Source organism: Janthinobacterium sp. YR213 (assembly GCF_900099875.1).
GTDB lineage: Bacteria > Pseudomonadota > Gammaproteobacteria > Burkholderiales > Burkholderiaceae_D > Janthinobacterium > Janthinobacterium lividum.
Genome location: NZ_FNDA01000001.1, coordinates 1,957,977 through 1,971,541 on the forward strand (window position 1 = coordinate 1,957,977; position 13,565 = coordinate 1,971,541).

At 64.5% G+C, this 13,565-nt stretch carries 12 protein-coding genes; 3 read left to right on the top strand and 9 right to left on the bottom strand.

What is annotated here, in order from left to right; genetic code table 11:
• Window positions 1–86: 86 nt before the first annotated feature.
• From BLT98_RS08635 to BLT98_RS08665, 7 genes are all read right to left on the bottom strand, one after another.
• Window positions 87–1,784, bottom strand: coding sequence for a RecQ family ATP-dependent DNA helicase (locus tag BLT98_RS08635; RefSeq protein ID WP_092607085.1), 1,698 nt, complete (start codon window positions 1,782–1,784; stop codon window positions 87–89).
• Window positions 1,785–1,899: 115 nt separating this feature from the next.
• A complete protein-coding gene (locus tag BLT98_RS08640; RefSeq protein WP_034783403.1) occupies window positions 1,900–2,298 on the bottom strand; it encodes an MAPEG family protein in 399 nt (132 codons plus the stop codon).
• A gap of 48 nt (window positions 2,299–2,346) precedes the next feature.
• Entirely contained in the window at window positions 2,347–5,730 is a 3,384-nt protein-coding gene (locus BLT98_RS08645; RefSeq protein ID WP_092606496.1) for a hybrid sensor histidine kinase/response regulator, read from the bottom strand.
• The gene (locus tag BLT98_RS08650; protein WP_070281153.1) at window positions 5,727–6,851 is read right to left on the bottom strand and encodes a hybrid sensor histidine kinase/response regulator; all 1,125 of its coding nucleotides are present in this window, start codon (window positions 6,849–6,851) and stop codon (window positions 5,727–5,729) included. The genes BLT98_RS08645 and BLT98_RS08650 overlap by 4 nt, the downstream gene beginning before the upstream one ends.
• Window positions 6,852–6,959: 108 nt before the next feature.
• On the bottom strand, window positions 6,960–7,568 hold the full coding sequence (locus BLT98_RS08655) for a chemotaxis protein CheB (protein ID WP_092606498.1): 609 nt from the start codon (window positions 7,566–7,568) through the stop codon (window positions 6,960–6,962).
• A 1-nt stretch (window position 7,569) separates the two neighbouring features.
• Window positions 7,570–8,394, bottom strand: coding sequence for a CheR family methyltransferase (locus tag BLT98_RS08660; RefSeq protein ID WP_200880276.1), 825 nt, complete (start codon window positions 8,392–8,394; stop codon window positions 7,570–7,572).
• Window positions 8,395–8,533: 139 nt separating this feature from the next.
• Entirely contained in the window at window positions 8,534–9,526 is a 993-nt protein-coding gene (locus BLT98_RS08665; RefSeq protein ID WP_244517426.1) for an aldo/keto reductase, read from the bottom strand.
• Window positions 9,527–9,614: 88 nt separating this feature from the next.
• Here BLT98_RS08665 and BLT98_RS08670 point away from each other — a divergent pair, with 88 nt between their 5' ends.
• Together BLT98_RS08670 and BLT98_RS08675 are read left to right on the top strand one after the other, a co-directional pair.
• Complete coding sequence (locus BLT98_RS08670; RefSeq protein WP_244517427.1) at window positions 9,615–10,505, top strand: LysR family transcriptional regulator; 891 nt, start codon at window positions 9,615–9,617, stop codon at window positions 10,503–10,505.
• 128 nt (window positions 10,506–10,633) lie between these two features.
• Complete coding sequence (locus BLT98_RS08675) at window positions 10,634–11,083, top strand: GAF domain-containing protein (protein WP_170846345.1); 450 nt, start codon at window positions 10,634–10,636, stop codon at window positions 11,081–11,083.
• Between the two features lie 4 nt (window positions 11,084–11,087).
• On the opposite strand, the gene BLT98_RS08680 is transcribed toward BLT98_RS08675, so the two are convergent.
• Window positions 11,088–11,693 carry an O-methyltransferase gene (locus BLT98_RS08680; RefSeq protein ID WP_092606504.1) on the bottom strand — a complete coding sequence of 202 codons (606 nt, stop codon included), beginning with the start codon at window positions 11,691–11,693 and terminating at the stop codon, window positions 11,088–11,090.
• 38 nt (window positions 11,694–11,731) lie between these two features.
• Window positions 11,732–12,622, bottom strand: a complete 891-nt coding sequence (locus BLT98_RS08685) for a DMT family transporter (protein ID WP_092606507.1) — start codon at window positions 12,620–12,622, stop codon at window positions 11,732–11,734.
• Between the two features lie 101 nt (window positions 12,623–12,723).
• On the opposite strand from BLT98_RS08685, the gene BLT98_RS08690 reads away from it, so the two are divergent.
• Window positions 12,724–13,503 carry an AraC family transcriptional regulator gene (locus BLT98_RS08690; RefSeq protein WP_034783391.1) on the top strand — a complete coding sequence of 260 codons (780 nt, stop codon included), beginning with the start codon at window positions 12,724–12,726 and terminating at the stop codon, window positions 13,501–13,503.
• Window positions 13,504–13,565: the final 62 nt, after the last annotated feature.

Genomic DNA, 13,565 nt, shown 5'->3' on the forward strand with positions numbered 1-13,565 from the left:
CTGCTCCCTGCGTTAAAAAAGCGCGTTGGAATGGGCTGATTCTAGCGCGCTTGCGCCAGATCACTGTTCGGCAGCGCACCATGGCTTCATGCGGGGACAACGAATTCCGCCATGAAGGTACGCGTGGTGTTTTCTGGAAAGGCAATGGTGACCTGGTCGCCCGCCACGGACAGCACGGTGCCGATCTGGTAGCGGGGCACGCGCACGCGGCTGCCGACGGCGATCTGGGGCGCCGGTGCCGGCGTAGGTACCTGGACAGGCGCCGGCGGCAACTCGTCCAGGGTGATGGGCGCGGCCAGCGCGGGCGGCGACTGGCAATTATCGCAAGTGCAGCAGCGCTCGAAATCGCCGGCATCGCCAAAGTAATCGAGCAGCAGTTTCCAGCGGCACAGGCCACTTTGCGCATACGCCACCATCTGCTCGAGCGCCTGTTTGTCGCGCTCCTGCTTGTCGACATAGACTTGCGCCAGCTGCGCAAACGAGGGCGTGGCGGCCGAGGGGGCTTTCAAGCGGTAGCCCAGCTTGCGGTCCTGGCGCAGCAGCTTGCCGTCTTTCAACAGTTTCAGGCACACCTTCAAGTGGCCATCAGAAAACTCGGGCAGGCTGGACGCCAGCGCAGCGAAAGCAAACGTGGCTGGCAGCTCTTGCGCCACCGCCACGATGGCCGCCAATTCCCCTTCCGTTGGGTAATGCTTCGCCAGAAAGAATTGCTGCACCCGCTTGTCTTCCTGGAAAAACAGCAAGGTGCAATCGGCGGGCAAGCCGTCGCGCCCAGCCCGGCCCGACTCCTGGTAGTACGCTTCCAGGTTGGCCGGCACCTGCAAGTGGATGACGAAGCGCGTGTCGGGCTTGTCGATGCCCATGCCAAAGGCGTTGGTGGCCACCATGATGCGGCGTTCGCCATTCATGAACAAATCCTGGTTGTGCTTGCGCTCGCGCGCCGCCAGCTTGCCGTGGTAGCACGTAACGCTCTCGCCCAGTTCCGCCAGCCGCGCCGCCAGGTCCTCGACGGCCTTGACGGTGGCCGCATACACGATGCCCACGCCCGCCGTCTCGCGCAGCAGGCGCAAGACTTCGTCCTGTTTCTCTCCCGCATTTGTGACCTGGATCACGCGGTAGCGCAAATTGGCGCGGTAGATGCCGGTATTGATGACTTGCAACTTGCGCGCTTCCAGTTGCGCGTCGATATCGTCTACCACTTCGCCGGTGGCCGTGGCCGTCAGCGCCAGCACGGGCGGACGGCCCAGCGCGCGCAGGGCGGCCGCGATTTCCAGGTAGGCGGGACGGAAATCATGGCCCCACTGGGAAATGCAATGGGCTTCATCGATGACGACCAGGCTGGGCGGCGAGGCTCCCAGCAGGGACAGGAAGGCGGCACTGGTCAGGCGTTCCGGTGTGCAAAAGATGATGATCCTGCCGCCCTGGCCGATGCGGGCGATGGCCTCGTCCTCTTCCGCGCGCGACAGGCTGCTGTTGAGCTGCACGGCCGTGATGCCCAGTTCTTGCAGCTTTTCCAGCTGGTCTTTCATCAGCGAAATCAGCGGCGACACGACCAGGGTCGCACCGGGCAACAGGGCGGCGGGCAGCTGGTAGCACAGGGACTTGCCGCTGCCGGTGGGCATGATGGCCAGGGTGTCGCGCCCGGCCAGCACGCTGTCGATGACTTCCTGCTGGCCCGTGCGCAGCCGCGCCACGCCAAAGACCGAGCGCAGCAGGCGCTGGATATGCTTGCCGGGCTTGCCGGGCTTGCCGGGCTGGCCCGATTGGTTCGCTGCACTGCTCATCATTGTCGTCCCGAAAGTAACACTGCATGCCGGCGCCCCAGCGCCCAGGTGCAGCTACTTTACGGCCGGGCCTGATGCACCGCCATAGGACGGGCGCCACAGCCGGCGTAGGAATTCAGGAAGCAAACAGGATGGCCCAGAACAGCATCAGCAGACCGGCAATCGACACGCACCAGACGAGCGTGCGCACGACAGGCACGCCAAACGCGTACAGGGGCAAATACAGCACGCGCGCGGCCAGGTACAGGGCGGCGCCGTACAGGGTCAGCGCGCTTTCCTGCGCCGTCACGTGGGCGATCAGCACGGCGGCGGCGAACAGGGGCAGGGTTTCGAACAGGTTCGCCTGGGCCCGCCGCAAGCGGCCCGTGATCTTGCCCACGGGCGGCCCGTCGCCATCGCGCGCGCTCACGTTATAGGCCGTGCCTGTCTCGCGCGTGCGAAACAGCGCGGGCAGCAGGATTTGCAGCAGCGCCAGCACCAAAGTACAGGCCAGCATCGTCAATTCAGGGGTCATCTTTTACCTCTGCGGGTGAGACGGGCAAGCCGTGCCGGCGCATGCCTGTCAGGGTTGGTCGAGTGCCGCTTGCAACTCCATCAAATCATAAGGCTTGCGCAAGACGCTGGCGGAAAAGCCCAGCTCATCCATCGATTCCTTGCCATAGCCCGTGGAAAAGATGATGCGCATGTCCGGTTTATCGCGCAGCACCATGCGTGCCAATGCGATGCCGGACATGCCGGGCAGGCTGACATCCGTAAACAGGATATCGAAGTCTTGCTCGTTGAGCAGATCCCACGCCGCCTCGCCATCGGACACGCCGCTGACCGTGTGGCCCAGCATACCCACCAGTTCGCACACCATCAGCTGCGAATCGAGATTGTCTTCCACCACGAGTATTTTCATCGATGTCGGCATGTCACCCTGCGGTGTTGGCGCATGGCCCGTCAAGTCCAGCCCCGGCGTGCCGCTTCCCCGCACGCTGGCCGAGGTGCCGCCGGCCACCGGCGCGCCGGACCGTTCAAACTGGCGCGCGCGCATTTGCTGCTGACGGTTGGCCAGCACATGGCGCAGCTTGCGTGCCAGCTCTTCGCGCCGGTACGGTTTGCTGAGCAATTCCACCCCCGCGTCGAGACGCCCTTCGTGCACGATGACATCCTGCGCGTAGCCCGAGGTAAACAGCACGGCGATATCGGGCTGCAACTCGCGCGCCTGGCGCGCCATCTCCGTGCTGCTGACGGGACCGGGCATGATCACGTCCGTAAACAGCAAGTCGATCTGCGCGCCGCTGTGCAGCACGGCCAGCGCGCTTTCGCCATCCTCGGCCTTGAGCACCTTGTAGCCGAGCGCTCCGAGCATGTCGACCACGGTGGTGCGCACGCCCACGTCGTCTTCCACCACCAGCACCGTTTCCGTGCCGCCCGTGACGACGCCGCTCAGCTCCAGTTCCTCGTCCGCTTCCGCCATCAGCGAGCGGGGCAAATAGATTTTGACTCCCGTACCCACGCCAGGTTCACTGTAGATGCGGATATGGCCGCGGCTTTGCGTGACAAAACCATACGCCATCGACAGGCCCAGGCCCGTGCCCGCGCCTTCCGGCTTGGTCGTGAAGAACGGCTCGAACGCGCGCTGCAGCACGGGGCCGCTCATGCCGCGGCCCGTATCGGTCACCGACAGCATCACGTACTGGCCTGCCGGCACGTCGACCAGGTTGTGCACATACTGTTCGTCAAGCACGACGTTGCCCAGCTCGATGGTCAGCTTGCCCACGCCATCCATGGCGTCGCGCGCATTGATGGCCAGGTTGAGGATGACGTTCTCGATCTGGCTGCGGTCGATCAGGGTATTCCACAGTCCGCCGCCGCCCACGAGCACGATGTCGATCGCTTCGCCCAGGGCGCGCCGCAGCAGCGCATCCATGTTGCGCACCACGCGCGCCAGATCGGCCACCACGGGTTGCAAGGGCTGGCGCCGCGCAAATGCCAGCAAATGCGACGACAGCTTGGCGCCCCGCTCGACGGCGGCAATCGCCGTGTCCAGGCGCTGGCGCATCAAGCCATCCGTGCCCGCCAGGTGATGCAGCAAATGCAAATTGCCGGAAATGATTTGCAGCACATTGTTGAAATCGTGCGCGATCCCCCCCGTCAGCTGGCCCACGGCTTCCATCTTTTGTGCCTGGCGCAAGGCGTCTTCGGCCTTGGTGCGCTCACCCACTTCCTGTTCGACCCGGTGTTCCAGCGTTTCGTTCAATTCATGCAGCGCTTTTTCCACGCGGCGCCGGTCCGTGATATCCGTCTTGACGGCGATCAGGGAACGCGTATGACCCTGCTCATCGACCAGGCGGCTGACATTGCTCGACACCCACACTTGCGAGCCATCGGGCTTCAGGTAGCGCTTTTCCAGCGAGAACGACTCGCCCGTTTCCACCAGGCGCTGGAACAGCACGCCGTTGCCAGGCACGTCTGCCGGATGCATGATGTCGTTCATGTTCAAGCTCAGCAGTTCTTCGGCGGAACGCCCCAGCATACGGCACAGGGCGCCGTTGACGCGCTGGAAGCGGCCATCGAGGCCCAGCTCGGACAAGCCCACCGAGGCCTGGCCGAAAATGGCCGCCATGCGCTCCTGGCTGGCGTTCAGTTCATCTTCGATGTGGCGCCGCTCCGTCACGTCGAACGACACGCCCACGTAGCGGCGCTGGCCCGGCACGCGGCCGGCCACCACCTCGCCCTGGCGCGCGATCCAGCGCAGCGCGCCATCGGCGGGACGGCGGATCCGGTATTCCACATATTCGAGGGGATTGGGCGCCAGATCCAGCTTGCTGGGTCCGACTTTTTGCTGGTCGCGCGCATCGACCAGACTCACCAGCAGGCGTTCCGTCACCACTTCCTCGTCGGCAATGCCCCACAGGCGGCGGAAGGTAGGCGATACCACCATCGCGCCCGTATCGGGGAACCATTCGAAGGTGCCGATGCCGCCCGCCTGCTGGGCCAGGCGCAGCCGCTCCTCGCCTTCCATGCGCTCGGTGACGTCGATGCCTTCGACGAGGATGCCCGTGACCACACCCTCGTCATCCTTGATGGGCTGGTAGACGAAGTCGATATGGCGCTGGCCCGTCAGCCCGTCAGCCGTCTGCAAATCCACCTTCACCTGGCGCCCTTCGAAGGGCACGCCCGTGCGGTAGACCTGGTCGAGCAGTTCGATGAAACCTTGCGCCTTGACTTCGGGCAAGGCCATTTCGACTGTCTTGCCGAGCAAATCGCGGTGCCCCACCAGGCGCAGATAATGTTCGTTCGCCAGCTCGAACACGTGCTGCGGCCCGCGCAGCATGGCCATGAAGCTGGGCGCCTGCTGGAACAGGGCGCGCAGCAGCGCGCGCTCCTCGCCCAGGCGGCGGTTGGCCTCGCGCACGGCCTCGCCCTCGGCCTGCAAGGTGGTGTTGAGTTCGCCCAGCTCGGCCGTGGCCAGCTTCAGCTGGCGCCCCTCCTCCATGCGCGCCGTCAATTCCAGCGCCGTGCACAGTACGCCATCCACCTGGCCGTCGGCGCCATGCACGGGCGTGTAATACAGGTCGAAACAGACATCCGTGCGCTGCCCGTCACGCAACAGCGGCAGGCAGCACTCGCGGTGCACCTGCGTCTCGCCGCGCAGCCCCGCTTCGAGGATGCGCGCGTTCCAGTCCCATATCTCGGGCCAGACGGCCGGCACCGTGCCGCCCAGCGCAGCCGGATGGCGCTCCCCGGCGATCTGGATGTAGTCGTCGTTGTAAATCATCACGTGCTGCGGCCCCCACATCAGCACCATCGCCATCGGCGAATGGAGCACGATGTCGACGCTGGTGCGCAAATTCGCGGGCCAGCCATCGAGGGCGCCCAGGCTGGTGGCGGACCAGTCGCGCTGGCGCAGCAGCTCGCCCATGCTGCCGCCGCCGCGCGGCCAGGCTGGCGCGCTCATGTGGACAGTCCCGCTTGCACGCGCACCTGGCACTGGCGCGGGATGCGCACCGTCGCCACCGTGCCCTGCGTCGCCGTCGAACTGAGCTCGACCGTGCCACCGTGGGCCTTGACGAACATATTCACCGTGTACAGGCCCAGCCCCAGACCCTGCCCCGTCCTGCGCTTCTCGCCCGCCTGCTGGAACGGTTCGAACAGGGTCGGCAGCAAGGCGGCCGGGATGACACCACGATTGGCGATGCGCAATTCAATGCTGTCGGCATCGCGTCCATCCAGGGCCAGTTGCACCGGCGTGCCCGCCTCGCCATGCGTGATGGCATTGCATAACAGATTCGAGATAACTTGCGACAACAAGCCCGCATCACATTGCCCGTGCAGCTCGCCCACGCTGCTGATCTCGACCAGCGGGGCCTGGCCCGCCGTCTCGAACTCGTCGACGATGGCGCGCGCCAGCGCCAGGTAGTCGTGCGTGCTGCTGCGCAACTCCATCGTGCCCGAGCGGATGCGCGCCAGGTCCAGCAACTGGTCGACCATGCGGCCCATGCGCTTGGCGCTGCTTTCGATGCGCTGCGCCGTGACGACCACTTTCGGGTGGTCGCTCATCATCGGCAACAGCATGGCGCCGTTCATCACCACCGACAGGGGCGTGCGCAAGTCGTGGCCCAGCACGGCCGTGAACAGTTCATTGAGGTGCAGCGCATGCTTGAGCTCGTCGAGCTGGGCCGACAACTCGCGTTTCTGCTGGTACAACTGGACCAGCACGGCCACCTTGCTTTGCAAGGCTTTCACGTCGATGGGCTTGTACAGGAAATCGACGGCGCCCGCCTCGTAGCCGCGGAAGCTGTAGCTCGGTTCGCGCGACGCGGCCGTGAGGAAAATCAGGGGAATGCTGCGCGTGCGCTCGCTGCCGCGTATCAGTTCGGCCAGCTCGAAACCATCCATCTGCGGCATTTGCACGTCGATCAGGGCCAGCGCCACTTCATGCGTCAACAGCAATTCCAGCGCTTGCGCGCCCGAGCTGGCCTTCAGGATGATAATACCGGGCCGTGCCAGCACGGCTTCGGCGGCGACCAGGTTTTGCGCGATGTCATCAACGACGAGGATATGGATAGGAGCGGTCACGGATCGGTCTTCAGGCATCGTCACGGCAAAATGCCATAATGTTTTGATATGGAAATTAATATTGTTTCAGTCTTTGCATATATATTACACGCACTGTCATGCCGCCATTCACTTGTCCTCCCCGTTATCCAGCAGAGCCAGGCTGGCGGCCATCTGCGGCAAATCGAGCACACGGTCGGCGCCGGCCCGCTTGAGCGCGGCGGCCGGCATGATGCCATAGCTGGCCCGCTGCGGGTCTTGCACCCAGGCACTGCCGCCCAGCTGCCGCACGCGCGCCAGGCCCGCCGCGCCATCAGCTGAGGCACCCGTCAGGATGATGGCCAGCATGGCGCGCCGGTAGGCGTACGCGGCTGTTTCCAGCAGAACATCGATGGACGGGCGCGAAAAATACACGGGTGCTTCCTGCGACAGGGAAAAGCTGCCATCGGGTTCGACTTGCAGGTGGTAATCGGGTGGGGCGAAATACACGACCCCCGTCTCCAGAGGTTCCTTGTCCTGCGCCTCGCGCAAGGGCAAGTGGCAACGTTCCGCATACAGATGCGGCAACTGGCTCGAGCGGCCCGGCGCCAGGTGCAGCACCACCACCACGCTTGCGCGGCAGGTGGCGGGCAAGGCGCGCAGCACGATGCCCAGCGCTTCCACGCCGCCGGCCGAGGCGCCGATGGCGATCAGGCGCAGGCCGGCGGGCGGTGGCGCAACGTCGCTGGTCGGCAACATGTCAGGCACGCTGGAAGATGCGTTCAGCCGGGCTCAGCTCGTTGAAGCTGGCCGCATGGCGGCTGAAGTGCAGGCTTTCCTTCATGCCCAGGCCCAGGAAGCCCCGGTTCACCAGCGCTTCGTGGAATAGGCCCAGGCTGCGGTCTTGCAAGTCTTTATTGAAGTAAATCATGACGTTACGGCAGGAAACCATGTGCACCTCCGAAAACACGCTGTCCGTCGCCAGGCTGTGGTCGGCGAAAACGAACTGGCGCCGCAAGCGCCGCTCAAAGATGGCGCCCTTGTAGGCGGCCGTGTAATAGTCGGACAGCGAGCGCTTGCCGCCCGCCAGCTGGTAATTCTCGCTGAACTGGGCGATGCGCTCGATCGGATAGATGCCCGCTTCGGCCGCAGCCAGCGCTTCGACATTGATATCGGTCGCGTAAATCATGCTGCGCTCAAGCAAGCCCTCTTCTTCCAGCAAGATGGCCAGCGACCACACCTCTTCCCCGCTGCTGCAGCCGGCCACCCAGATCTTGATGGAGGGATAGGTGTGCAGGATGGGCACGACTTTTTCGCGCAAGGCGCGGAAATATGCGGGATCGCGGAACATCTCGCTCACTTGCACCGTGAAAAACTGCAGCATCTGCGCGAACATGGCCGGCTCGTGCAAGATGCGGTCCTGCAATTGCGACAGGCTGGCGCAGCCGAAGCGCTCCATGGCCTGGCGCATGCGTCGGCGCAGCGATGCGACGGAATAGTCGCGGAAATCGTGTTGATACCGCAGCAGTATTCCCTCAAGCAATAACTTCAGTTCTATATCAAAAATATCGTCATCTAACAACATCCACCTCATCGGATACCTGACCGTTGAACGCCGTGCAACGTGCACTGCGCAGCCACTGCCAAATGCTAGCAGATCGCCGGCAATTATCCCGCAGGGAAAATATCAGTTAGGTACGCTGGCGTACACTGCGCCATCTTTTTCAGGCATCTACGCCCTTCATCCCTTCCTCGGTGTAGCGCGCGCCCGCTGCCATGCCCAAGGGAAAGGCGGCGTTCATCGCCGCCAGTTCGGCCCCGTCCAGATGCACGGCCAGCGCGCCGAGGTTGTCGTGCAGGTAGGCGATGCGCTTGGTGCCGGGAATGGGAATGATGTCGTCGCCTTGCGCCAGCAGCCAGGCCAGCGCCAGCTGGGCCGGCGTGCAGCCTTTTGCGCGCGCGATGCCCTTGACTTGCGCGACGATGGCCTGGTTGCGCGCCAGGTTTCCGGCCGCGAAACGGGGATTGAACTGGCGAAAGTCGCCCGCGTCGAGGCTGGCCGCATCGGCAATGGCACCCGTCAGGAAACCGCGCCCCAGCGGGCTGTAGGCAAAGAAACTGGCGCCCACTTCGCGGCAGGCGGCCAGCACGCCCTGCTCCGGTTCGCGCGTCCACAGCGAATATTCGCTCTGCACGGCCGCCACGGGGCAGAGCGCCGCCGCGCGCAACAGGGTGGCGGCACTTACTTCGCACAGGCCCACGGCGCGAATCTTGCCCTCTTGCAGCAGCTGCGCCAGCGCCCCCATCGATTCCTCCAGTGGCGTCTCCAGGTTCAGGCGGTGCAGGTAGAACAGGTCGATGCTCTCCACGCCCAGGCGCGCCAGCGACGCTACACATGCCTGGCGGATGTAGGCGGGGGAATTGTCGACGCGGCGCGCATAACTGCCCGCCTCGCGCGCCAGGCCGCACTTGGTGGCGACCAGGGCCTGTCCGCGATGGGCTGCCAGAAAGCGCCCCAGCAATTGCTCGTTGTGGCCGAAACCGTAGGCGTCGGCCGTGTCGAACAGGGTCACGCCCGCCGCCAGCGCCGCTTCCAGGGTGGCCAGCGATTGCGCCTCGTCCGTCGCGCCATAGAATTCCGACATGCCCATGCAGCCCAGGCCCAATGCCGAGCTGGTCAAGCCGCTATGGCCAATGTGTCGTTGTTGCAGTTGCATGTAGATCTCCCTTACGTTGACTCAATGCAGCCAGTCTAGGCCGCACCGGCTGGCGGGGGAATGCGCGATTTCGTGATACCTTTCTGGTATGAGAGCCCTCGATACCCATGCCTTGACCCTGTTTTGCGCCGTCGCCCGCTGCCTGAACTTCCGCCAGGCGGCGGAACAGTTGCACATGACCCAGCCGCCCTTGTCGCGCGCCATCAAGGGGCTGGAAGAGCGGCTGGGCGCGCGCCTGTTCGAGCGCGACACGCAGGGCGTGGCCTTGACGCAGGCGGGCCGCACCCTGCTGCCGCAGGCGCTGCACATTCTCGATTTGCTGGAGACGGCGCAAGCATCGCTGCAGCGTGACAGCGCGCCCGCGCGCCTGCGCCTGGGCCTGACGAGTGCCGTGGCGGCCGGCCTGTTCCGCCCGCTGCTGGCGGCGCTGGAGGCGCAACTGGGCAATATACGCCTGGAACTGACGGCCGCACCGTCGCCGCGCCTGGTCGCGGCCGTGCGCAAGGGCCAGCTGGACGCGGCCCTGCTTGCCTTGCCCAGCGCCACGTTCGAGCTGGCCGTGCAGCCGCTGGCGCGCCAGCCCATGATGCTGGCCCTGCCCGCCGGGCACCAGCTGACGAAAAAGCGCAAGCTCAGCCTGGCCGACATCGCGGCAGAATCGATTTACTGGTTCGAACGGGCGCGCCAGCCCGCCTTCTTCGACCATTGCCAGGTAGTTTTCCGCCGGCATGGTTTCGCGCCGATATTCCTGCGCGAAGCGCCCGACCACCATGTGCTGCTCGGCGATGTGGCGGCCGGCAAGGGCATGGCCCTGCTGGCCGATTCCTTCCGCGCGCTGCGCCTGGCCGGCGTGGTCTACCGGCCATTGCTGGAAGGCGAGGAATTGGCTGCCGGCATCGGCCTGGCCTGGCGGGAAGAGCACGGCCATGCGGCCCTGCCCCTGCTGCGCCAACTGGTACAAGAGCATCTGAAAAAATGAGGGCCGGGCACGGATGCGCCAGACGCGCTACCATGGCGCCTTCCCCATTTTCGAGCGCCACCACGACCATGACGTTTACCATCAGCGACGCCGCCTACGGCACCGATACTCCCGCAGCCAAGCAAGCCATGTATGCGGACCTGCGCTCCCAGCTGCAAGGCTTGCTGTCGGGCGAGAGCGATTTCATCGCCAATACGGCCAACTTCAGTTCGCTGGTCTTCAATACGATGCCGGGCCTCAACTGGGCCGGCTTTTACTTCCTGAAAGGCGAGGAACTGGTGCTGGGACCGTTCCAGGGCAAGCCGGCCTGCATCCGCATCAAGAAGGGCCGCGGCGTGTGCGGCACCACTGTGGTCGAAGGCAAGTCCATCGTCGTGCAGGATGTGCACGCGTTTCCCGGCCACATCGCCTGCGACGTCAATTCCCGTTCTGAACTGGTGGTGCCCGTGTTTGCGCAGGGTCAAATCATCGGCGTGTTCGACCTCGACAGCCCCTTGCCCGGCCGCTTCGACGATGTCGACGCGCAGGGCGTCGAATCGCTGGTGCGCGTGCTGGAAGCGGCTATCGTCGCCGAATAATTAACTAGTTGCCCGCCTTGACGGCGATGAATTCGCCCTTGCCGACCGTCGCCAGGCACGTCGTGTAGCGGCTGTCGGCGCGGATGGCCTCGATAAAACCGGCCATGTCCGCGTAGTGCGAACTGGCGTTGTCGACCACCAGCACGCCGCCTGCCGCCAGCACGCGGTCCAGCTGCGGCCACCAGGACTCATATTGCTGGCGCGCGGAATCGAGGAAGATGAAATCGTAGGCGCCGTCCGCCGCATCGCGCAGCACGTCGCCCGCGTCCGCCAGCAATTGCCCGATCACGCCCTGCAATTGTGCGCGCACAAAGTTGGCATGCGCCATGTCGAACTTGTCCTGCGCCTTTTCCACCGTCACCACGCTGCCGCCCAGCGCCTGTACCGCGCGCGCCAGCCACAGGGTGGAATAACCGTTCGAGGTGCCGATTTCCAGCACCCGCCGCGCACCGCGCGCGTGCACCATCACGGCCAGCAATTCGCCCGTGTCGCGCGTGATGTTGAGCATGCGGCTGGCCCGCTCCACATGCGCCGCGTCATTGGCGTTGCCGAATGCTTCCAGTTCGCTTAATAGGGTATCGAGGGTATCGAGGGTATCGATGCTGTGCATGCCGCCTCCTTGTGCAAAGCATCAGCATAGCAAGAAAACTAGGCTTTGGCACGGCGCAGGGGGCGCTTCAGATATTGCACCATCACCACGCCCAGCAGGGTCACGCCGCCGCCGATCACATCGTAGCTGTGCAAGGTTTCACCGAGGAACAGCATGGCGATAATGACCGTAAACACGGGCAGCAGATTCATCAGCGTCGTGGCGCGGCTCGGTCCCAGCTTGGCCAGGCCGTGCATCCACAAGAACGGCGCGATGATGGACGCGGGGATGCCGGCAAACAGCACCAGCGGCAAGCCGGCGCCGGTCACGGGCGGCGCGGACTGGCTCAGGTAATACACGAACAGCACGGGCACGGCGCACCACACCTGGATCAGCAGCGAGTGCCAGTTATTCAGGGGAATCTTCCAGCGCTTGAGCAGCACGCCATAGCCCGCATACGACAGACACGCCAGCAGCATCAGGGCGTCGCCCACGGCCGCGCCATGGGAGATCAGGGCGGCCGGATCGCCATGGCTGAGCAGATAGCCGAGTCCCAGCAGCGACACGAGGCCGCCAAACACGCCGCCCACGGTGGGCGCCTCCTTCAACAACAGCACGGACAGGCCCACGGCCAGCAGCGGCATCAGGGAAGCGAGGATGCCCATATTCGTCGCCGTCGTCGTTTGCGCGGCAATGTAGGCGAGGCACTGGTACATGACCATGCCCAGCATCCCCAGCACAAACAGTTTTCCCAGATACGGTTTTACGATGGCCCGCTGCTTCCACACGGCGCGGCTGAAGACCAGCGCCAGCAGCACACCGGCCAGCAGCCAGCGGTAGAACGAGATGGCGGCCGGATCGATCACGCCCACGGCCATCTTGCTGACGATGGTATTGATGGCCCAGATCAGCACGGCGATCACGGGAAACAGGTAATGCCTGGTTTGCATGCAAAGAACTCCAATATTCAAGACCGCCATTTTCGCATGGTCTGATTCCATGGATATAATGAATACCGGACAAATGATGCGAAGAACAGGACAAAGACACCATGGCCAGCAACCAGCATTTCCCCGCCGTTTCCGACGCCCTTCCCTATCCCGTGTATTTCCGTCTCGACGACTATCACGCGCACCAGCAATTCGATTACCAGAGCCATCCGTGGGGCCAACTCACGTATTGCTCCACGGGCGTGATGGAAATCATGGTGGCGGGCCAGCGCTATCTGTCGCCGCCCCAGTACGCCGTGTGGATACCGCCCGAGACCTTGCACGACGGCTATATCCGCCAGGATGTCGTGTTTCACTCGGCCTATATCGATGCCAGCCTGTGCGCGCAGTTGCCGGCGCAGCCGTGCGCGCTGGTATTGAGTCCCTTGCTCAAAGCCATACTCGGCGACTTTGCCGAACGCGGCGTCACCACGCCCGCCACCCTGGCCGACCAGCGCCTGGCGCAAGTGCTGGTCGACCAGTTGCAGCTGGCGCCGTGCAGCCGCAACTACCTGCCGGGTAGCGACGAGCCCGTCATCGCGGCGCTGCTGGCGGCCCTGCAGGCGGAGCCGGGCAGTAACCGCTCACTGGCAGAGTGGGCCGCGCAACTGCATGTCACGGAGCGCACTCTGGCGCGCCGCTGCCAGCGCGAACTGGGCATGCCGTTCGGCGAATGGCGCCAGCGCCAGCGTTTCCTGGCCGCCCTGCCCCTGCTGGAACAGGGAGACACCGTGCAAGCGATCGCGCTGGAACTGGGCTACAGCACGGCTTCCGCTTTCATCGCCATGTTCCGGCGCCAGAGCGGCGGCACGCCCGACCAGTTCCGCCGCGGCCTGCGCTGAAAAAGCGGACCAGGGCTGTCGGCTTTGTCATATGGGGATGCTAAAATTCAAACATCTTTCCA